The 21089-nt window shown below is 72.7% G+C and carries 18 protein-coding genes and 3 tRNA genes; 2 read left to right on the plus strand and 19 right to left on the minus strand.

Annotated elements, in window-relative coordinates; translation table 11 throughout:
* Positions 1-50: 50 nt before the first annotated feature.
* The 7 genes from rpmG to EKD16_RS20680 form a co-directional block, all read right to left on the minus strand.
* Positions 51-215 carry a 50S ribosomal protein L33 gene (gene rpmG / locus EKD16_RS20650; RefSeq protein ID WP_040274966.1) on the minus strand — a complete coding sequence of 55 codons (165 nt, stop codon included), beginning with the start codon at positions 213-215 and terminating at the stop codon, positions 51-53.
* Positions 216-300: 85 nt separating this feature from the next.
* Positions 301-373, minus strand: a tRNA-Met gene (locus EKD16_RS20655).
* A 114-nt stretch (positions 374-487) separates the two neighbouring features.
* Positions 488-563: transfer RNA gene (locus tag EKD16_RS20660), tRNA-Thr, on the minus strand.
* 105 nt (positions 564-668) lie between these two features.
* Positions 669-2924 carry an AAA family ATPase gene (locus EKD16_RS20665; protein WP_394347289.1) on the minus strand — a complete coding sequence of 752 codons (2256 nt, stop codon included), beginning with the start codon at positions 2922-2924 and terminating at the stop codon, positions 669-671.
* Positions 2925-4482: 1558 nt separating this feature from the next.
* Positions 4483-5697 (minus strand): ABC transporter permease, encoded by a 1215-nt coding sequence (locus EKD16_RS20670; protein WP_131100540.1) that lies wholly within the window; start codon positions 5695-5697, stop codon positions 4483-4485.
* Positions 5694-6605: an ABC transporter ATP-binding protein gene (locus tag EKD16_RS20675; protein WP_131100543.1), complete on the minus strand. Its 912-nt coding sequence runs from the start codon at positions 6603-6605 to the stop codon at positions 5694-5696. Before EKD16_RS20675 ends, EKD16_RS20670 begins: the two co-directional genes overlap by 4 nt.
* Positions 6606-7117: 512 nt before the next feature.
* A complete protein-coding gene (locus tag EKD16_RS20680; RefSeq protein WP_242677088.1) occupies positions 7118-7573 on the minus strand; it encodes a hypothetical protein in 456 nt (151 codons plus the stop codon).
* On the opposite strand from EKD16_RS20680, the gene EKD16_RS26625 reads away from it, so the two are divergent.
* Complete coding sequence (locus EKD16_RS26625; protein WP_394347355.1) at positions 7455-7697, plus strand: hypothetical protein; 243 nt, start codon at positions 7455-7457, stop codon at positions 7695-7697. The two genes, EKD16_RS20680 and EKD16_RS26625, sit on opposite strands and share 119 nt — an antisense overlap.
* Here EKD16_RS26625 and EKD16_RS20690 read toward each other — a convergent pair.
* From EKD16_RS20690 to EKD16_RS20740, 11 genes are all read right to left on the minus strand, one after another.
* The gene (locus EKD16_RS20690; RefSeq protein ID WP_131100552.1) at positions 7633-7908 is read right to left on the minus strand and encodes a helix-turn-helix transcriptional regulator; all 276 of its coding nucleotides are present in this window, start codon (positions 7906-7908) and stop codon (positions 7633-7635) included. The genes EKD16_RS26625 and EKD16_RS20690 overlap by 65 nt on opposite strands.
* A gap of 77 nt (positions 7909-7985) precedes the next feature.
* Positions 7986-12830, minus strand: a complete 4845-nt coding sequence (locus EKD16_RS20695) for a TIGR02680 family protein (RefSeq protein WP_131100555.1) — start codon at positions 12828-12830, stop codon at positions 7986-7988.
* Between the two features lie 133 nt (positions 12831-12963).
* Entirely contained in the window at positions 12964-14238 is a 1275-nt protein-coding gene (locus tag EKD16_RS20700; protein ID WP_131100558.1) for a DUF2398 family protein, read from the minus strand.
* 124 nt (positions 14239-14362) lie between these two features.
* Positions 14363-15127 (minus strand): DUF2397 family protein, encoded by a 765-nt coding sequence (locus tag EKD16_RS20705; RefSeq protein ID WP_242677089.1) that lies wholly within the window; start codon positions 15125-15127, stop codon positions 14363-14365.
* Between the two features lie 166 nt (positions 15128-15293).
* Positions 15294-15830 carry a hypothetical protein gene (locus EKD16_RS20710; RefSeq protein WP_131100561.1) on the minus strand — a complete coding sequence of 179 codons (537 nt, stop codon included), beginning with the start codon at positions 15828-15830 and terminating at the stop codon, positions 15294-15296.
* A 207-nt stretch (positions 15831-16037) separates the two neighbouring features.
* Entirely contained in the window at positions 16038-16328 is a 291-nt protein-coding gene (locus tag EKD16_RS20715) for a hypothetical protein (RefSeq protein ID WP_131100564.1), read from the minus strand.
* Between the two features lie 13 nt (positions 16329-16341).
* A complete protein-coding gene (locus EKD16_RS20720) occupies positions 16342-16590 on the minus strand; it encodes a hypothetical protein (RefSeq protein ID WP_131100568.1) in 249 nt (82 codons plus the stop codon).
* A 12-nt stretch (positions 16591-16602) separates the two neighbouring features.
* Positions 16603-16851 carry a hypothetical protein gene (locus tag EKD16_RS20725; RefSeq protein ID WP_131100571.1) on the minus strand — a complete coding sequence of 83 codons (249 nt, stop codon included), beginning with the start codon at positions 16849-16851 and terminating at the stop codon, positions 16603-16605.
* Positions 16852-16909: 58 nt separating this feature from the next.
* The gene (locus tag EKD16_RS20730; protein ID WP_131100574.1) at positions 16910-17155 is read right to left on the minus strand and encodes a hypothetical protein; all 246 of its coding nucleotides are present in this window, start codon (positions 17153-17155) and stop codon (positions 16910-16912) included.
* Positions 17156-17798: 643 nt separating this feature from the next.
* Positions 17799-18221, minus strand: a complete 423-nt coding sequence (locus EKD16_RS20735; protein ID WP_242677090.1) for a hypothetical protein — start codon at positions 18219-18221, stop codon at positions 17799-17801.
* Between the two features lie 823 nt (positions 18222-19044).
* A tRNA-Tyr gene (locus EKD16_RS20740) sits at positions 19045-19126 on the minus strand.
* A gap of 253 nt (positions 19127-19379) precedes the next feature.
* On the opposite strand from EKD16_RS20740, the gene EKD16_RS20745 reads away from it, so the two are divergent.
* Complete coding sequence (locus EKD16_RS20745) at positions 19380-19880, plus strand: YajQ family cyclic di-GMP-binding protein (protein WP_131100577.1); 501 nt, start codon at positions 19380-19382, stop codon at positions 19878-19880.
* Positions 19881-20116: 236 nt separating this feature from the next.
* On the opposite strand, the gene EKD16_RS20750 is transcribed toward EKD16_RS20745, so the two are convergent.
* Positions 20117-20980, minus strand: coding sequence for a M48 family metalloprotease (locus tag EKD16_RS20750; protein ID WP_131100580.1), 864 nt, complete (start codon positions 20978-20980; stop codon positions 20117-20119).
* Positions 20981-21089 lie beyond the last annotated feature (109 nt).

Genomic DNA, 21089 nt, shown 5'->3' on the forward strand with positions numbered 1-21089 from the left:
GCGCGGCACACCGGAGCCATCCGCCGGGGGCGCCCGGAAGGCGCGGCCGACTAGCGGGTCTCGCGGTGCTCGCGGTGCTGCCGGCAGTTCGGGCAGAACTTCTTCAGCGAGAGACGGTCGGGGTTGTTCCGACGGTTCTTGCGCGTGATGTAGTTACGGTGCTTGCACTCCTGGCAGGCCAGGGTGATCTTCGGCCTGACGTCAGTGACAGCCACGTCGGAGTGCCTTTCTCGCTGGTAACAGTGGACACAACTTCAGAACCCGCGCAGCGCCCTGCGCTGGCAGGGGCGACGAGGGCAGTAGCGGAGGCCGGACTCGAACCGACGACACAACGATTATGAGCCGTTTGCTCTGCCAACTGAGCTACTCCGCCGTGATCCCGGGCAGACCGGGTACCCAATCAGAATACCCGAACCCGGGACGGACCGGGGAACTCAGGTCCCTCCGGCCTGTCCCACCTGAGCGGTTCGCAACCTCAATCAAGTGGTGGAGCCCCTTTACGGAATCGAACCGTAGACCTTCGCCTTACCATGGCGACGCTCTGCCGACTGAGCTAAAGGGGCGCGCCTGCGCGGGGCCCCCGGGGGTTCCCGCCGTTCGCGTTGGTGATGACTATACAGGGATCCGGGGGTGCTCTGCCAAATCGGATGCCGCGGCGGTGCGGCGGCTCACGCCGGCCCCGGAAACGGGCCCGGCTCGGAGCCGTAGCCGGCGCCCCGCCACGACCCCTGGTCCGCGGTCGGCGTCCAGGTGCCGCCGCCCGCCGCCGGGGACGCCGGGGGCTGCGCGCCGGCCTGGGCAGGCTCCGCGCCCGCCTCGCCGGTGCGCCCCGACTCCGCGACCCAGACGTTGGACATGGCGTCGCGCTGGATGCGGCGGATGTCGGCGGGCAGTCCGAGCCGGTGCAGGGCGTCCGGCAGCCGGGTGTCGTGTGTGAAAACCACCAGCTGGCGGTGCCGCCCCACCTCGGCCAGGACCGCCGCCAGCCCTTCGACCGTCTCGGTGTCCATCGCCTGCACCGGGTCGTCCAGCAGCAGGAACCCGAACGGGTTGTCGGGCACCATGGTCCGCGGCAGGCAGATCGACAGCGCCAGCGCCTGGAACTCGCCCTGGCTGAGCAGGCCGGGCGCGTTGCCCTCGTTCTCCGTGCCGTCCACGGCCACGTCGACGGCGACGCGCCTGCGCGCGCCCCGCCCCACCAGGCGCAGCGCCTCCAGGTCGATGCGGCGCTCCTGGCGCAGCCGGTGCCAGACCTGCTCGGCGTGGTAGGCCAGCGGCCGCAGCCGTTCGGCGCGGATCTCCCGGGCGATCGCGCTGAACCAATCCAGGGCCCGCTCGGCGGGGCCCAGTGTCTCGTCCGCGCTCACCGCCGCCCGTGCGTCGCGGACCCACGCGCCGAGCTGCTCGGCGAGGTCGGCCCAGCCGTCGTCGGGATCGTCGAGCTTCTCTCCCGCGGCCTTGCGCGCCGCGATCGCGGTGGACCGCAGCCGGCGCCCCACCGTCTCGATGTGCTCGGCGAGCCGGGTCAGGTCGCCGATCTCGGTGCCGGCCTCCCACTCGGCCCACACGCGGCCGAGCTCGCTGTCCGGCGGCAGCCACGACGGCATCGGCGCCATAAGAAAACGCGCCTGGTCACGGGCGTTCTCGGCGCGCTCGTAGGCGGCCGCCGCGTTCGCGGCGACCGGCTCCAGTTTGCGGATCTCCGCGCGGGCGCGCTGTTCCCAGTCGGAGCCGAGGGCGCCGCCCGAGCCGCAGGTGGGGCAGTCGGTGTCGGAGGGGTGGCGCTCGTGGTGCTCCAGGGCGCGGTTCAGCAGGTCCACCACGCCCCGGGCGCGGTCGCCTTTGGTGCCCGCCGCCATGGCCAACTCCATCGCCGCACCGCGCAACTCGTTGACGACATCGGTGAGCAGGCCGCGCTCGGGCACCGACAGGCGGCGCAGACGGCGCAGCACCACGTGCTGACCGGGGTCGGCGGGCCCGTCGTCGGCGGCGAGGGAGGCGAGCCTGTCGAGGTCCAGGGACTCCGCCCCGAGCAGGTCGGCGGCGGTCTGGGCGCGGCGGTCGCCGCTCGCCCGCAGCCGCTGCACGAGGTAGCCGTGCTCGTGGCCGGGACGGTCGCGCTGCTTGGTCAGCCGGTCGCAGGCTTTGGCCAGGCGCCGCTCGGCCTCGGTGAGGTCGGTCAGGCCCAGCAGCGCCGTGAGCGTGTCGTAGAGCTCGGCGGCGCGGCCGGTGACGGCGCGGCCGAGCTCGTCGTAGGAGAGGAACGGGCGGTAGCGGGCCAGCTCGGGGTCCCATCCCCAATTGCGCAGCCGCGACACGGTGCCGTCGGGCGAGATCACCTCGCCGCGCGCCGAGCGCACGCTCTCACCGGTCCACGTACGGGTCACGCGTGTCGGTCCGGGGTCGCCCGCCAGGTGGATGCCGACGGTGATCTCGGTGCGATCGTCGAAGTGCAGGTTGCGCCAACCGTCGCGCCACCCGGCCGGCATCGCGTCCCAGCGCAGGTTGCGCCCGGTCAGCGCGGCCTCGGCAGCCTCGGCGAAGCTGGACTTGCCCGATCCGTTGCGGCCCACGATGACCGTCAGCCCGGGGCCCGGGTGGAACTCCAGCGCGCTGGACCGCCCGATGCCGCGGAAGCCCTGCACTTCGATCCGGCTCAGGAAGCTGCGGCGCGAGTGGGCCGCCGCGTCCGGGGCCGCAGCGTCGCCGGCGTCGGGAACCGCATCGGGGACCTCCTCGCCGCGGGCGCAGGCGGCCGTGGCGTCATCGCCATGCAGCGCCGCCATCACCCACCGGCGGGCCGCCGGTTCCAGCCCGGAGTCGGCCAGGCGGTCCAGGAGCGAACGCGCGGCCACCGCACTGCTGTCGTACCGGCGCGGGGCAGCGCCGGTGGAGGTCGCAGGACCCGTCGTCACTGTCGTCACCACACCCGCTCAATTGTTGGCCTCGCCCTGCAGAGTAGGACAGGACGGGTCAAAGCAGTAGCGCTAAGCCGTGTTTAAGGAGTCTGGATCGGTCCGGCTCCCATGGGCGGCCGGGCCGTGCGGCTCGGCTCCGCTACGCCGACTTGCCCTTGGCCTTGCCCCCGGCCGGGCGGCGGGCTGAAGGATGGGGAGCAGCGGGCACCGGGGACGATGACGGGCCGGGGCCCGCAGTCGAGGGAGCGGGCACCGCCGGTGGCGGTGCGTGGGGAGGGGCGGCGAGGGCGCCGCGGGGTGGCGCCCTCGCCCAACGGGTCGGGTGCCCGCCGGTGGCGCGCCCGACGAGGCGGCGACGGCAGCAATGGGACCGGGGGCGCAGGTGTCGGTTTCGGTGGCCTGTGGTGGCCCGCCCGGCGAGGGGCGGTGCGGGGCCGGAAAGGGGACGTGTGTCCGTTATGTCGCAGAGCGGCGGGACGATCGTGGCCGTATGACGAATTCCAGTCGGCGTTTTTGGGATTTTCGCCACGATCCCCGCGGCCGCCCCCGGAACGTCGGTCATAGCGGGCGCGGGGGCGGGGAGGCGCCGCCGCCGTGTTCCGGCCGGGCCCGCGCGGGCAGGCAGCCGCGCGGCGGGGCGCGGTCGCGGGCGCCCGCACGGCCCGAAGGTGCGCCGGATCGGGGGGCGGGGGCGACGACACGTCGCTCGTGGCGCCCCGGCGTCGCCTCCGGTTGCCCCACCCCCCGATGAGGCCGACTTTTGGGGGCCTATGCCCGTTTTGCGCGCGGCCTCGGCGGGCGCGCTGGCCACGAGACGCACGAAAAGTTGACCCCCGGGGGCTGTTTTCGCGCCATTCAGCGCACCTCGTGCGCCGTCGCCGCCGCGGCGCGGGCGCGGGCCCACTGGAGACTCGGGCATTGGTGGACAAAACACCCCATGTTGTTTCGTATCGCGGAATGATCGTGCGAGGACGATGCCTCGGGGTGGTACCGAGGCGGATGCCGCCGCACTTACGTGCATCTCGTGGCCCCGATCCGGCTGCATGACCGCCGCCGACCGCCCCGCGTCGGGCCCGCGCCGACAATCGAGCGGCGATCCCCGGGCTCGACCACCCACTGCCAGGGCCGGTGACCACCGCCCCGACCACCCCAGGCCCGGCCTTACCGGCGTCGCCGCCCCCGTCGGCCGCCGCCACCGGCGAGCACCCGACCCGACGACCGCAGGCCCGGCCATCCGCCGCCGTCGCCGCCGCTTTTCAGTCAAGACCACCCGCCACCCGGCAGACCAACAAGGCCGCCCAGCAGACCGGCGTTCTTAAACACGGCTTACCCGTCGAATCGGGTGGGGGCGGTTCCGCGGCTCCAAGCGCCGCGGGGCGGGTGCCGCCGGCCGGCGGAGGCCCTTGCGGTGCCGGTGCGCAGAGCTGTGCATGCAAGCGGCGAGCGGGGCGGTTGGGAGCGGGATGCGGTGTTCCGCTCCGTTCGGCCCGGAAAGGACGGGTGACGCCTCGCGTCGGCGACTATGCGGGAGACGGAGACGCTGTCCGGCCTGCGCAGCGGAGTCTCACCGCGTGCGCAGCGCGTCCACCATCTTGATCCGGCCGCCGGTACGCAAGATGGCGTTGGAGTAGATCCGGCCGCCCAGTGCAACCAGCCCCGCCAGCAGCAGCAGCGCTAGAACGATGGAGAGCGCGGTCTGCCAGACCGGGACCTCGCCGAGCGCGGCGCGCAGCGGCATCATCACCGGGGAGAAGGGCGGGATCACCGAAAGCGCCTCTGCGGCTCCCAGTTCGAGCGGGTTCTTCGTGACGAGGTAGACACCGACGACGAACGGCACCCCCAGCAGCGCCAGCACCGGCTGCACGGCGGGTTGGACGTCCTCCTGGCGGGAGACCAGCGCTCCGGAGGCTGCGAGCAGCGTCGCGTAGAGAAAGTAGCCGAGCACGAACCAGATCAGCGCGGACGCGGCGGCGCTCGTAGCGGTCGCAGGGACGGAGTCGAGCCGGCCCGTCGCCGCCAGTGCTCCCAGACTTGCCAGGACGATGACCGCGAACTGCAGCATGCCCACGGCCCCGATACCGATGATCTTGCCGAACATCAGGTGCCATGGGCGGATGGTCGACAGCAGCAGCTCGACGATGCGGCTCGCCTTCTCCTCGACGACCCCCTGGGCGACGTAAATGCCGAAGACGACGAGGAAGACGTACAGCAACCCCACGGCCACGAGGCTGAGGAAGAGGCGGTCGCCGACGCCGGACCCCCCCGGTTCCAGGTCGCGCACGTCCGCGGTGGCCGACATCGCGGCCCGCACGCCGCTCGTGTCGGCCTCGACCTCCGCCAGCGCGGCCTGCGTCCGCTCCGCTCGCACGACGCGGTCCAGGAGCGCCTTCAGGCCGGGGTCGATCCCTCCGGCCACAACGACTTCCAGTCCGTCCGGGGTCGTGGTCAGCAGGGCGTCGATGTCGCCGTCGCGTACCCGGTCCGCCGCGAGTGCGGGGTCGGGGCTCTCACGCAGATCGAAGTCGGCCTGTGCTGCGCCCGTTGCCGAGCGGACCGCGTCGAGGTAGCCGCGGGCTTCGGGAGCGGCGGCGACCACGTAGCGTTCCTGCTGGCCCTGGAGCTGGAAGAAGAACGCGCCACCGCCGATCAGCAGGAGCAGCACAAGGGTGCCGATCACGTAGGACTTCGTCTTCAGCCGGGTGGTGATCTCGCGCTCGGCGACCAGGAATACCGCGGCCCAGTTGCCCGGTCGGCCGCCGACCGGCGACGCGGCGCTCATTCGCTCTCCTCCCCGTTCACGGCGGTGCGGAACAACTCGGCAAGGGTCGGACGCAGCGGGACGAACTCACCGACCGGCCCACTGCGCATCGCCGCCGCGAGGACCGCCTGCTCATCGGCGCCAGGTGCGAGCTCGACACGGACACGGTCACCGGAGGCGCCCAGAACGGACACTCCGTCCAGCTCGTCGGCCCATCCGGTGGGGCCGCCGGCGATCTCGATCTCGAAGCGCCGACGAGAACCGTCGCGCAGTTCGCCGACCGGCCCGCAAGCCACCATGCTTCCGGCACGAACGATCCCGACCCGGTCGCACAACCGCTCGACCAGGTCGAGCTGGTGGCTGGAGAAGATGACGGGTACGCCGGCGGCGGCCTTCTTCCGCAGCACCTCGCTCATGACGTCCACGGCCATGGGGTCGAGTCCGGAGAACGGCTCGTCCAGGACGAGGACCTCCGGGTCGTGGATGAGGGCGGCGGCGAGCTGAACCTTCTGCTGGTTGCCCAGGCTGAGGTCGTCGAGCTCGTCGCGGCGGCGCTCGGTGAGCCCGAACCGCTCCAGCCACTCGTCGGCCGCGGCGCCCGCGGCCCGTTTGCGAATGCCGTGCAGCCGCGCCAGGTACATCAGCTGGTCGCGCACGCCCATCTTGGGGTACAGCCCCCGCTCCTCCGGCATGTAGCCGATGTCGCGGCGGGTTTCGAGACCGATGGGCTCACCGCGCCAACGGACCTCGCCGGAGTCCGCGGCGAGCACACCGAGGATGATCCGCATCGTGGTCGTCTTGCCCGCGCCGTTGCCGCCGACGAAGCCGAAGATGCCGCCCTCGCCGACGTCGAAGGTCATCTCGCGCAGGGCGTGCACGTCGCCGTAGCGCTTGCTGACCCGGTCGATCTGGAGGTCCTTCCCACCCACAACCCTCACCCTTTGGATCTACGTGCCTTCGCGATGGACAGTACAGCGTTGTGTTGTGAAAACACAACATTAAAGCAGGCAGACCATTCCATTCTTCAGTCGGATGCGCACGCGGACATGGCGACATGCCCGGGACGCGCCAGGCGGGCCCTACCGGATCGATGCGCTCAGCGCGCGGGCTCCTCCGCCGTCGACCAGCGGGCCCGGGGCGGCCGCGTAGTGCCCACGCCCCGTGCCGGTCGGCGCAGGTGGCGCTGCGCAGAGCCGAGCCGCACGGGAGTGCGGCGCGCGGCGGCTGTGCGCCGGGGGGACTCCCCGGCTCAACAGCGGAGGCTGCGCCGCCGAGGGCGCAGCGCGACCCGCGCCGTCCGGGCCGGGCGAGAGCGAACGACGGGGCCGCGCGCCATACGCGACGGAACGGGATCCTCCGATCGCGCGGGACACGCACCGCAGGACTCCGTGAAGTGGACTCCGTCAATACCTGCGGGGCCCTGCGGCACTCCGCCGACGGCTCATGCCGCGTCGAGGTCGTCCGGCTCCTCTTCGGGCGCCGTCCAGGCGAAGGCGACCGTCGGCGCGGCGGCCGCCAGGCCGACGGCGACCAGCAGCAGCTGGGCCCCCCGCACGACGTCGCCGGGATCGACGTGCGAGACCACCACCAGGTAGATCGCGACGACCGCGCCGCTGATCAGCGCGGTGTAGTAGCCCAGCGCGAGGTACCGGGCACGGAAACCGAGCTCCCGTTCGTCCAGGCGGTCGGCGGGGCCCTCCGCGATGCCCCGCGTCATCAGCCGCAACGCCACCGAGGGCACCAGCCAGACGGCGTACATGACCCACCAGGCGTCGCCGATACCGGCCTGCTCGGACAACAGGGCACTCAGCACAAGCGCCGCGAACACCAGCGCCCAAAACACGGCGACCGCGCGCCGCGCGCTGCGCCCCCGCCATGCGGGTCGCTCCTGCTCCATCCCCACTCCAGACGATCGGTCCCGCTCGGCACCCGCGTGCCCGCCCGGATGCCGCGACATCACCGCCTGTCCTCCCGGTCCCCGTACACCGATGTGGACAGCGGCGCGAACGGCTTCCTGCTGAAGACGGCTTCGACGGGGAGCCCGAACACGTCGCAGATGCGAAAGGCCAGGTCGAGACTCGGGTAATGGTCGCCGCGCTCCAGCGCCCCGATGGTTTGCGGATTGACGTCGACCATCGTCGCGAGCTCCGCCCGGCTGATACCGCGCTCGGCACGCAGTACACGCAACCGGTTGTAGATAGGCAGCTTCTCGCCGTTACGCACCGGGCTCATACAGTCGATTATTGCATAAACCCAACACTTGAACAAGTTCACCCAAGCCCATCGAAGGCCGTGGACAGTTCCGGGGCTCACACCCCCACGAGCCTGCGCCTGCTGCCGTCCCAGGTGAAGTGCAGGGTCGCGATGCCGGGCACGGCGGGATCGCGCAGGCACTCGTAGATGTGCAGACTCGGCACACTGGCGAAGCAGCCCCACACGCGCTCCGAAGTGAGCACGAAGTCCAGGTCGAGCTCGACAAGCAGCCCCAGCAGGCGGCCGTGGGTCGGCTCGTCGACCTTGGCGAACGCGTCGTCGAGCAGGATCAGGCGCGGCGCGGCCGGCGCCTGGGCGGCCAGAGAGCCGAACTGGGCAGCCGCGGCGGCGAACAGCACCAGGTAGGCGACCACGCGCTGCTCGCCCTGGCTGAGCGCGGTGCGGTGGCTGAGTCGGCGCTCGCGGTCGGGGTGTGCCGCGTCGGTCACATAGACGGTGAAGGCGAACCAGGAGCGGTAGTCCAGCGCGGCCCGCAGCTGTGCTCCGCCGGTGGCGGTCGGGTCCAGACGGCGGATGGCTTCGATGCACCGGCGCAGCGCGTCGCGCAACCGGGTGCTCTCGACGCGGGTGCGCTGCTCCGGGGGCCGGGCGAGCAGCGGCACGACCGCCTGGATGTCCTCATCGGCGTCGGGGGCCAGCTGCCAGTCCAGACGCACGCCAAGGCCCTGGGAGGTGGTGATGTCGCCGAGCACGTCGTTCATCGTGGAGATGAGCGCGCGGGCCTCCTCGATCTGCTGCCGCAGGTGGCCGGCCAGCTCGCCGAGCAGGTGGCGCTCGAACGCCTCCTCCTCGCGCAGCAGAGCCGCCTCCTCGGCGGCGGCCACGGCCTCGTCCAGGTGGCCGGCGTAGGCGGTGATGTCGTGGCTGCCGTCGTCGCCGTGCACGGTGAGCCGCTTGACGCCGGCGGGTTCGGTCAGCTCCGTCCAGGCACCGATGGCGTCGCCGGCGGAGAGCAGGCTGTGCAGCTCCTCGCGGCGGCGCAGGATGCCGCTGTCGTCCAGCTCGCTCTCGGCGGGCGCGTCGAGGCCGCTTTCCAGCGCCGACAGCAATGCGTCCAGCGCGGCGACGCGCTCGGCGAGGAGGTCGTGGTCGGCCTCCTGCGGATCGGCGGAATCGGCCGCGTCGGTGCCCTCTTCGGGACTCGTGTCTTCACCGGTTGCCCGGGTTCCGGCGGGAGCGGCGGACGGGGCGAGGTGGGCGGCGAGCCGCTCCAGTCCGGCGGCGGCCAGCAGCGCCGCGTCGGCGCCGCCGCCGTCGTCGTCACGGGTGAGCATGGCGCGCAGCACGTCGCCGGCGCCCAGGGCGCGGCGGGCCTGCTCGGCGCGTTCGAGTACGGCGGTGTCCAGGCGGGTCTCCGCGGCGACACGATCGTCGCGGGCGCGCTGGGCCTCGCGCTCGACTTCGGGCAGCCGCGCGGCGGCCTCGTCCATCCGCTCGCGCACCTGGTCGACGGCCGTGGAGATCTGCTCGGGCGCCGCGGTGCGGGCCCGGTCGGTCAGCTCGATCTCGCGCCGCACCGTGATCATGTCGCTGATGGCGGCGGTGCGGGAGTCCTCGGCGAGGATGCGCCCGGAGCGGGCGTCCTCCCAGGCCGCGGTGTGTCCGCGGTAGTCCTCCAGCAGGACGGCGAGGCTCTCCAGGTCGCGGTGGCCGGCGGCCAGCTCGGCGCGCAGCCGCTGCAGGGCGGTCCGGGTGGCGGCGAGGTCGTCGGCACCGGTGGGCAGGCCGTGCCGCTCGGCCGGCTCGGACAGCGCGGAGCGGCGGTCGAGCGTGGTCTCGCGGGCCCGGGCCAGCTCGTCGCGGGCCGCGTTGTGCGCCCGCTGAGTCTGGGCCAGCCAGGCGCGCGCGTTGTCCAAAGCGGACCAGGCGGCCAGGACGCCGGACGGGTCGGGCAGGGCCCGGTCGGTCTCGACGAGCGAGGCGTGCTGGCGTTCGATGTCGCCGCGGCGCTCCCCGGCCTCGGCGAGCAGCGCCTCGGCGATCGCTATGCGCCGGTCGATGTTGGCCAGGTGGCGGTCGCTGGTCTCCGCGCGGGCCTCCTTGCCGATGTACTCGGCTCCGGACTTGCTGTGCGCGCCCGAGGCGGCGCCCAGCCGCCAGCGGCCGTCCAGCGAGACCGCGCTGGCCACGGGTGGAGGGCTGTCGCGGCGGTGGCGGGGCTCGGGCTCCTCTTCTCCGGGGGGCGGAAGCAGCCCGATGGAGTCCAGCAGGGCCGACACCGCGCCGGCGGTGATGCCTCCGGGCAGGTCGTCGGCCGGTGCGAGGACTTCGCGCAGGCTGCGTCCCTTGACCGGGCGGCCGGGCGCGAGCAGCAGGTCGCGGGTCATGCCGTCGGTGAGCGAGCCGTCGGCGGCGATCCAGCCGGACAGGACGCCGCAGGCCTCAAGGGCGGCCTCCAGCCCGGCTTCTTCGTCGGACGACAGGCCGGAGGCGAAGTCCACGGCGAGGTAGAAGGGTGCGCCGGCGGCCTCGTCGCGCCCGGCCGTGGCCCACACCGGGCGCTCGGGCGCGATGTGGCCGGAGGCGGCGCCGCGGCGCTCGGAGAGCTCGTCCAATTCGGTGGACAGCTCCCGCTCCTCGCCCACGGCGGTGTCGCGGCGGGTGCGCAGCTCCCGCAGCAGCGGGTCGACGACGCCGTGCGCGTGGCGGGCGACCCGTTCGGGCACGTCGGCGTCGAGGACGCGCAGGCGGTCCTCCAGCGGCAGCTCGACCAGGGACTCCAGTTCGGCCAGCTGCGCGCCGAGATCGGCGTCCGGGGCGTTCTCGCGCAATCGGGCGCACCACCCGCGCACGCGCTCGGTGTAGTCGGCGCTGGCCGAGCGGACGGCGTCGATGGCGGTCTGCTCCCGCTCGCGGGCGCGCTCTAGTGCGGCGTCGGCGGCCTCGGCCTCGCCGGTCAGGGCCGCCTGGCGCTGTTCGGCGTCCTGCCGCTCGCCGGCGCGGTCGAGGAGGTCGGCGACGGCTTCCTCGCGTTCGGCGGCGGCCGCGTCGGCGGAGGTGAACAGGTCGTGCAGCTCCGCGAGGCGGTTGCGCAGGTCGGCGACGTCGACGCCGGATACGGGATCGCGCTCCACGGCCTGCTCCAGGCCCTCCAGGTTCACCCGTGTGACGCTCTCCCGCGGGGCGAGGGTGGTCGGGACGGGGTGGGGCACCTGGCCCAGGCCCGCGGGATCGGCTCCGGCGGCGCGGGCGGTGGCGCACAGCTGCTCGTGCAGGCCGCCCAGGCTGTCGAGGGAGCGTTCGATCGCGGCGATGTCGGCGCCGATGCGGTGTTTGGCCTGCTCCTCGTTGCTGATCGCGTAGCCCGCGGCCCCCGAGGCGGCTTCGGCGGCGCGGATGTAGGCGGAGACGGCGGCGTCGCGCGCCTGCTGCTCGAAGTCGGAAGCCGCGTCGGGGGCGTCGCCGCTCTTGGAGAGGGTCGCGGTGTCGGAGGCCGCGGTGTCGCGGGTGCGGCGCAACCGGTCGCGCTCCTCCTGGACGGCGCTCTCGGCGGTAACCAGTTCCTCCAGCTCGCCGGTGAGCCGGTCGACCTCGGCGTCGCGGCGGCGGTGGGCGTCCACCTGCTCGCGGACCTGCCCGGCCTGGATGCGCAGGGTCCGGTGCAGGTACCCGCGGTAGTCGGCGAGGAAGTCGCCGACCTGTTCGCGCGCGGCTCGCAGGGCCTCCAGCCGGGCGCGGGCCTGCTCCAGGTCGGTGATGTTGCGCGCCATCTCGTCCAGGACCGTCTCGTCCATGGGCGGCAGCGCCTCGGCGAGCACGGAGACGAGTTCGCCGGCCTCCAGGCGCTCGCCGATGGTGGGGCGGCGCAATCGGTACAGCAGGTGGATGAGGTTGCGGTAGCGCACCGGATCGTCGATGCCGAACAGTTCGCGCATGACCCGCGCCCGGTAGTTGACCGGCGTGTCATAGCAGTTCTGCGGGCCGACCTCGGTGCGCAGGCGGTCGACGGGCATGGGGCGGCCGTCGGAGACCAGGCGCAGGTCGGTGCCCAACTCGCGTTCGGTGATGAAGAACACGCTGCGGGCGTCGGATCCGGGTGAGGCGGTGACGGCGGCGCCCAGGGTGATGCGTCGGGGGCCGGGCGTCTCGGCCTCCGCGGTGCCCTGCGCTGTGGCGGCGGCGGTTTCCGCGCGGGTGAACTCCACCCACAGGTAGCCGAGTGTGGCGGTGGGGCCGTCGTCCTCGGCGGCGCCGTCCGGAGCGGACGCGGTCTCGGCGGCCGGGTCGGCAAGGGGGTCGTCGAGGGCCGCGGCGCCGTCACCGCCGGGGCCCTCGTGCTCCTGCGCACCGGCGCCCGCGGAAGGCGTCCGCCCCCCGGTGGAACCGCCGCCGCGGCCCTCCAGCAACAGCCACCGCAGGCTGGTGCGGCTGCTGCCGGTCGTGTCGAGCCGACGGGCGTCGCCGTCCAGCAGAAACGGCAGCAGCATCTCCAGTGCCTTGGACTTGCCGGCGCCGTTGCGGCCGCGCAGCAGCAGGCGGCCGTCGGCGAAGTCGAACACGTGGTCGTCGTAGTGCCAGACGTTCTGGATGCCGGCCCGGTTGAGGCGGTAGCGGCCCGGCGACGCCGGTGCGCCGCCCTCGCGGGCATCGGCACCGGGGTCGTCGGCCTGGGAGTCGGCGGCCGCGCCGCCGGAGGAGGCGGCGGCCGACGTGTTCGCGGGCGGCTCGACGGGACCGGTGTCGCCGAGCAGGTCGCCGGCGGGCACGCCGCCCTCTCGGGAGGTGTGCCCCTGCTCACCGGCGTGGGTCGCGGCGCCCTCCTGGGACGCTGCTGCGCCGGCCGGTGGGGACTGCTGGGCGCCGATGGCGCCGCCCGGCTGCTCGGTGCCGTCGCCGGCCGGCGACGGCTCCGTCCGCCCGTGGGCGTTGGCGACGGTCATCGCCCGTCCTCCGCTCTGTACCGTCTCGCGCCGCGCCTCCGGATTCTCCGGTGACGGGCGATCCTGCCATTCTTCCGGATGGTGCGAGTGCGCCGGGTGTGCTCCCGCCTCGGTCAAGTGGGGCACCCGGTCGTCACAGGGGACTCGCCGGTTCTTCCTCCGCGCCCGGCGAGGGGCCGTGGCCGGTGGGCGCCGATCCGGCGGGCGGGGTCCCGCCGCCGGGGGCGTCGGCGGGACGGCCGCCGTAGCGGGCGGCCGCGGCCCGCAGCCGCCACCCTGCGCGGTCGCCGCTCGCCGGATCGGGGTGGTGCAGCATCCCGGTCTCGTGCAGCAGTCGCAGGGCCCGGGCCGTGAGCGTATCGGGGTCGGGCTCGTGGCGCAGCGCCGACCGGGCCCCGTGGCCGGGGCGGGCGTCGGCGGCGTGCACCCGGGCGAGCTCGGCGGTCAGCACATCCTCGGGCACCTCCACCCCGCTCTGCGGCACCGCGCCCGGACGCAGCCGGGCCACCAGGTTCTCCAGCAGCAGCAGGGCGGCCTGACCGACGGGGTCGGCGCTGGGGAACGCGGTGACCCCCTCGGCGGCGGCGTCGCCGGGCATGATCAGCGCGATGCCCTCGGCGCGGATCTCGGCGTCGCAGCCGAGCAGCTCGCCGAGTTCGGCCACGGCCCGCCACTGGTGGGTGGCCAGCCGCCTGCGCTGGCGCTCGGAGAGATCGGCGCGGTAGAGCACCGCGGTCTCGGCCAGTGTGCGGCGCAGCGCGACCTCTCCGGTGTCCTCGCTCGCGGGGTCGGTGGTGTCGTGGCCGTCGACGAAGGCGCGGGCGTCGGCGGTCGCGTGCGGCGGGTGGGCCACCACGCGGCGGACCACGGCGTGGTGCACATTCAGCCGCACCTGCTGTGCGGGGTCGTCGGCGTAGTCGGTCAGGCCGCCTTCCCGCTCTTCGGCGACGGCTCCCCACGCGCAGAGCTTGCGCAGCGCGACGCTGAAGGCGCGGCGCTCCCCCGATCGCTCGCGGGGGTCGAGCGCGAGGCCCGCCTCGTCGGCGGCCGCTGCGACGTCGCCGGCCAGCCGGGACAGCGTGATGGGCGAGGGCGCCTCCACCAGCACCGCGAGGCACAGCGCGAGATAGGTATAGGCGCGGGGGGTGAAGTACGCGCCGCTGGGGCGGCTCAGGGGGCGGGCGGCGGCCCGCACCAGGCCGGTCTTGGCCAGCCGGGCGTGATCGGCGGCGACGGTGAGATCGTAGCCGAGAACACGGCGGAAGCGCTGGATGAGCCAGTCGGAGTGCGCGCGGATGAGCGCGAAATCCTCGGGATGGGTGCGCTCGGTGACGATCGGGTCGGCCAGCAGCCGCCGGGCGGCGGCCTGGCGCTCGCCCGTGAGGGCGATGTCCTCCGTGGACGTCACGGTCGTCGCCACCTCCTCCGTCGCTGTGGGTCGGTCGGTCGGGGACGCCTCCCACCCTCGCGGTGCGGGGACGGGCGTGCGGTCGGGCGGCCCGCGCACCGTCGGTGCCGGGGCCGGGCCGGTGTCAGGCTTCGCGGGCCAACGGCAGGGCGATGCCGGACGGCGGTGTGGTGCGGTTGTCGGGATCGGCTTCGGAGGCGGTCTGCGGATCCCCGGCCACGGAGAAGGTGGTCACCTGCAGCCGCAGGCCGTCGAGGCTCAGGTCGCCGCCGGAGCCGCGCAGCGTGATGGACGCCTCGGGGTCGTGGCGGACGTTCAGGCGGACGCCGAGTTCGAGGTCGCCGACCGAGACGGGGCGGCGGGTGGCGTCGCCGGAGCCCAGCGCGGCGGTGAGCAGTTCCATCAGGACCTCCAGGGCGGGATCGGAGAGCCGGATGCGGGAGTCGCCGCCGGTCGCCTCGGCCAGGACGCGGCGCAACTCCTGAGCGGCTGTGCGGCGCCAATGAGCGGAGGACTCGGCGGCGTCGCGCAGCCGGGAGCGCTGCGCGGTGTGGTCGCGCACGGGGTCCGCGGGCAGCGCGCTCGACAACCGCGCGGCGGCGACGCTGGCCAGCGGCGCGTCCCACCAGCTGACCGTTGCGCCGGCGGGCTCGTCGCAGGGGCCGCCGAGGTGGGTGGCGGCTTGCGTCCCGAAGGCGGCGGTGCAGATCTCGTCGGCCGATCGGGCATCGGCGTTCTCGAACCAGGCGGCCAAGCGCAGCAGGGCGGCGCGGCCGTGCCGGGGTACCGGCCCGTCGCCGGAAGCGCGTCCGTCGGGCAGCCGTTCCCGAGGGCCGGCGGCACTCGCACTCGGGCCCACCGTCCGCACCTGTTCCGCTGAGACACCCACAACTCAGCAGACTAAAGACCCCTGGCCACCGTCGCGGCCGGAACGGGGGTGCGAAAGGCCGGAATCGGAGCCTGTCCAAGCTGATGACCTGCGATTATCGCGCATCGGTAATTCTTGGCGCGCAGTCGCCGCCGAGGCGGCCGCGCCGGGCCGCCCGAAGGCGCGATCACCACGCCGAGGGCAGGGTGAGCCGGCCCGAGTCGACGTCGCGCAGCCTTCCCCGCATCTCCTCGGGGATGTCGCCCATGCCCGCGAAGGAGTAGTCGGTGTAGAAGGCGGTGCCGTCGATCGTCTCGGTTCCGCTCAGCTCGACACTGACGGCGAAGGGCTCGTCCTGGCAGTCGGGCAGGCACCAGGTGCCCTGCACCTGGCCGGTACCCAGCGCCGGTCCGCCGCCCCAGCCGGCCCACTCCAGCCCGGTGAAGGTCGTACTGGGAGAGGCGACCAGGTTCTTCGGACGCTGGTCGGCCTCGCCCTGCTCGTTGCCGTGGGTGTTGAAGACGAAGATCGTCCCGGGTTCCACGGTCGGATCGGCGCTGCGGGGATCCATGCCCGCGGTGGCCGATGGAGGGGGCTCCACCTCCGGAGCGCCGCCGCGGCCACCCGTGTCCTCCGGATTCTGCGCGCAGCCGCCGAGCAGCGCGAGGGCGCACAGCGCCGCCGACGCTCGAGCTGCGGCGGAGGGCGGGCAGGTCGCTGGCATGGCGCTCTCCTGGCTTCTCCCGGGCTGCGCGCGGGCGCGCGTGCAGAGATCTCCTACCCGCACCGGCGGCATTTGGGCACCGGCCCCCGATACGGGTGTCCCCCGGCACCCGCGAGGGGTCCGGGGGACACGTGCCGCGGAGGGCGCCGATCGCGGTGGCGGCGCCGCCGTGGGGCCTGCGGCCTCAGGCGGCGCCGCGCCGCGCGATCAGTACCCTTGGCCGTTGCGGTCCGGGATCGCGTCGTAGGCGTCCTGGGAGTCCAGGTTCACCACCGACGGACCGTTGACGCAGTCGCCCGTCGTCTGGGGCGACAGCACCGGGACGGTCGCCCCGAGCACGGCCGCGTTGGCGTTGCAGACGGAGATCGGCACGACCTGCAGATTCTGGTTGAACTGCTGGTCACCGCCGTGGGTCTGCGCCTGCGCGGGACCGGCCAACAGCAGCGCCCCGAGGGCGGCGCCGGCAACCGTCCCGGCTGCGACGAACTTGCGCAGCATGCCTGACCAGCCCCTAGTCCTGGACGTTGGCGCTGACCGGGCCGTTGGTGCAGTCGCCGGTGGTCTGCGGCGACAGGATCGGCGCCGTGACACCGATGACCGCGGCCGCGTTGGTGTTGCACAGCTGGGCCGCGACGCCCTGCAGGTTCTGGTTGTACTGCTGGTCGCCCCCGTAGGAGTCCGCGCTCGCGGGCGAGGCGGCGACGACGGCCCCGAGGGCCGCGCCGGCGATCAGACCGGTGATTCCGAGCTTGCGCAGCATGTGTCTACTCTCCTAGTCCTGGACGTTCGCGCCGATGGGGCCGTTGGTGCAGTCGCCGGTGGTCTGCGGCGACAGAACCGGAACGGTCACGCCGATCGCGGCGGCGACGTTGGCGTTGCAGGACTGTGCGGCGACACCCTGCAGGTTCTGGTTGTACTGCTGGTCGCCCCCGTAGGCGCCCGCGTTGGCGGGAGAGGCGGCGACAACGGCCCCGAGGGCCGCGCCGGCGATCACGCCGGCGATTCCCAGCTTGCGCAGCATGGGGATTTCCCTTCTGACTGTGAAACGTGTGGAAAGTGGATGAAGCTGATTGGCGCCGTCAGCCGTCGACGTTGGCGCCGCGAGGTCCGTTGGTGCAGTCGCCGGTGGTCTGCGGCGACAGGATCGGCACGGTGGCGCCGAGCACCGAGGCGTTGGTGTTGCACAGCTGGATCGGCACGACCTGCAGGTTCTGGTTGAACTGCTGGTCGCCGCCGTAGGGACCGGCGTGAGCGGGTCCAGCCATAAGCACAGCGCCCATCGCGGCGCCGGCGATCAGACCGGCAGCGGTCAACTTCTTCTTCACGATTCCCCCGGAATTTCAATACGAGGCTGGAGAAAGACGCTTCGAGGCGCCCGTTGTCGCGGTGGACGGGAGTAATCATCGACGTAGCCGGCGGATTTTGTCAACGCCAAAAACGGCGGAATCAATATGTCCGATTCGTCCGTTGATTCAATTTTGGCAGCAAGCGGCAGCAAATCCACCGAGATAAATTTGCCGAGCCTTCCGAATGGTTTGGAGTGCCCGTTGCACGGCATTGCGCAATGGAAAGTCGCTTTTGCCCGCGGCATTCCGGACATATTTTCGGCAGCCATCTCGACACGCCGCTCACCGGTACACCGATCCGCCACCCCACCCGCGGGCCCCCGACGCGCGGCCACCCACCCCTACACCCGCCCTGCGCCGGTTCCGGGCATGACTTAATACGCCCCGCCGCAGCACAACCGGCAGGACGCGAACAAGAAAACGAACGAAGACGGCCCACCCACCCGCCACGCCCGAGGGGCCGCGGCCACCCCGACCCTAGCCCACAGGGGGCCGCCGACACGGCGGCACGACGCAACCCGGCCGTCCGCACCCGGCCCCAGCCGGCCACCCGGCGACCACAGACCCATCCCGGTGCGCCCACTTCGACCCGGGCTCGGCAGCGCAAACACGAAGACTCCGGCTACTTGGGTTGGGCGATGAAGAACATCAAGGCTGCGGAAACACCGGAGACCATCGTGGCGAACTGAGCCAATGCAGGCAGCGCGCTCTTCCAGCTGGCCCAGAGGCCGGCCCCCAGCTCGCGCCAGCGATGGTAGTTCACCAGCATCCGCATGTTCTGCCACTTGTGCTCTTGGAGGTGGCAGCCTCGTAGCAGGCCGTAGGCGTTGTTGCGACAGCGTCCTCGCTCACCACGGTTCCACGCCCCGCAGGGGCGGGGGACCTGGAAGAAGAAGTAGAACATGGAGAGAGCAGCCAGTGCCAGGATGACCCCCGTCCCGATCGCGGGATTGAGCCATCCCAGGAGCGCACCCGCGAACGGCAGGTATCCCCAGTACTTCCATGCTGCGCTGCGCCTGTTTCGGGCCATCGGCGTGATCTCCAACCAGTGATCATCGATTACGCACTGTGTTCGGTGCGCAGCCGATACTCATACGCCGCCTCGGCCGATCACAGAGGCGCTGAGGAGAGAAGCCGGTGCTCAACCGGAGACCGTAGTGTCACTCCGCGGGCACTATGCAGTCCGCACCTGCTACTTAGCGCCGACGACGCCGAACGAAGTCGGGGCCCGTCACCCGCTGGCACGACTTGCGATCCCGCCCCAGGCCACTTGTCACGCGCTCAGAAGCCACAGACAGCTTCGAGGAACTTCGGCGCGGTTTCACTGCGCTCTGCGCTCACAGTCCACCTGAAGGGGCTGGCAGCTGTTCGTTTGAATGCGTAGCAACGAGTAGCCCTGTGGAAAAGTGTCCCCTGTGACGTCGACGGAGCGGGCGTGCGCGGGGAGTTGTCGGGTCGGGTTCCCGCCGGTGGCGGCGGCCGGCGAAGGAAGGTAAGGGTGCTGGTCGGGGCGGCGGCGGGCTCCCGACGATCGTGCCCTTATGACCACGGAAAGCGCCTTCCCGTGGCCATAAGGGCACGATCAACACCGGGTGAACCGGCATACCGGGCGTACCGGCGCCGGTCGGCGCCGACGTGCCACCGCCCGCGAACAGGACCGGTGCCCGCCGCCCCGCCGGGCGCGCCACCGGCGCACACCCGGTGCGATGACCGCGGGGCCGACCCCACCGCCACCCTCGCCGCTGCTGGGCGTTCCACTGCTGTTCCACAGACAACCGGCAACAGCCGGTCGCATCCGGGAACAACCGGGAACACGAGAACGCCCCTATGACCGCGACATGCCCGGTCATAGGGGCGTTTCCCATGGGTGGCAGGTCAAGGATTCGAACCTTGGAAGGCAATGCCGGCGGTTTTACAGACCGCTCCCTTTGGCCGCTCGGGCAACCTGCCTGGGGCGGGCGACTCGGTGTCGCGACGCAGGGATGAGACTAGCGGACATGGGGCCCGGATACGAAATCGGTTCTGCGAGCGGGGCCAGTGGCGGGGTGGGCGACGCGCGGGAGCGGGGATGCGGGGCTAAGCTCGGGGGCTGTCGCAGTCCGGAGCCGTGCAGGGATGTGCGGCGGCGGAGGGCGGCGCCGAGGACATCGCGGGCCGCGGACCTCGCGGCCCCTGGAACCGCTTTTCGAAGGTGTGAGCGCACGTGGCCGCTGAATCCAGTTTCGACGTCGTGTCCAAGCTCGACCGGCAGGAGGTCGACAACGCGCTGAACCAGGCCGCCAAGGAGCTCTCGCAGCGCTTCGACTTCAAGGGCACCGGCGCCACCGTCACCTGGTCGGGCGAGCAGGGGGTGGAGATCCGGGCGAACTCCGACGAGCGCGTGAAGGCCGCTCTGGACGTCTTCCGGGAGAAGCTCATCAAACGCGGCGTCTCGCTGAAGGTGCTGGACATCGACGATCAGGAGCCCAAGGCCTCGGGCAAGGAGTACCGGATGCCGATCCCTCTCAAGGAGGGGATCTCCACCGAGGACGGCAAGAAGATCTCCAAGATCATCCGCGACGAGGGCCCCAAGGGCGTGAAGGCGCAGATCCAGGGCGACGAGCTGCGCGTCAGCGCCAAGAAGAAGGACGACCTGCAAGCGGTGCAGACCCTGCTCAAGGAGAAGGACCTGGACATCGCCCTGCAGTTCACGAACTACCGGTAGGGCGCGGACCGTCGGCACAGCGGCAGCGGCTCTTCGGACCCGCGGGCCGCCGCTGTGCCGGCTCGCGCGCTCGGCGCCCGCGGCCCGAGCGCATCTCCCCGGCCGCGCAGTGGAATGCCCACGGCGCGGTGCCCGCGGTGCACCTACGGCGCAGTGCCCGCGTCGAGTCGGACCTCCACCACGGCCTCACCGGCGCCGCCGCTCCGCGGGCCCATCCGCGGGCCCGAGGATTGCGCTCAGTGTGTGCCCCAGCGTTCGGCGAGGCGGCGGAGGCGGCGGATGCGGTCCTGTACCGGGGGGTGGACCGCGAAGAGCTTGTTGATGCCGCGCTGCGGGAACGGGTGGGCGATCATCAGGTGGCCGGTGGCCAGCAGCGGGCGTTCGGCGGGCAGCGGGTGGGTGCGGGTACCGACCTCGATCTTGCGCAAAGCGGCGGCCAACGCGAGCGGGTCGCCGGTCAGCTCGGCGGCGGCGTGGTCGGCGCGGTATTCGCGCGAGCGGCGCACCCCCACCCGGATGACGCCCGCCGCCAGCGGCCCCAGCACGAGGAACAGCAGTGCCCCGAGGACGCTGGGGACGTCCTCGTCCTCGGAGTCGCCCAGCGGCAGCAGCAGCGCCAGCGCCGTCAGCGAGGTGATGACGACGGCGACGGTGCCCGCGACCGAGCACAGCAGCGTGTCGCGGCTGCGCACGTGGGCGAGTTCGTGGGCGATGACCCCGCGCAGTTCGCGTTCGTCGAGCATGCGCAGCAGACCGGTGGTGCAGCACACGGTGGCGCGGCGCGGGCCGCGGCCGGTCGCGAAGGCGTTGGGCGCCGGCGTGGGCGAGAGGTAGAGCCGCGGCATCGGCTGGCGTGCCCGGGTGGCAAGCTCCCGAACGATGCGGTAGAGGTCGGGCTGCTCGATCTCGCCGACCGGGCGCGCCCGCATCGCCCGCAGCGCCATGGTGTCGCCGAAGAAGTAGACGACGGCGTTCAGCGCGACGACGGCGACGATGCCCACCTGCAGCCCCTGAGCCCCCGCGACAGCCCAGCTCACCGCGACGACCAGGGCCGAAAGCCCGGCGAGCAGGGCCGCTGCTCGGATCGTGTTGAGCTGCACGGCTCACGGCCTCCCTAGGTCTCGGGCCCCCTCCAGGCCACTTCTGGGTAGCAAACGTGCGAGTCGCGGCGAAGCGTTCCCGTTTCGGCAGGCAAACCCTTGATCGGGC

Origin of the sequence: Streptomonospora litoralis (assembly GCF_004323735.1) — a bacterium.
GTDB lineage: Bacteria > Actinomycetota > Actinomycetes > Streptosporangiales > Streptosporangiaceae > Streptomonospora > Streptomonospora litoralis.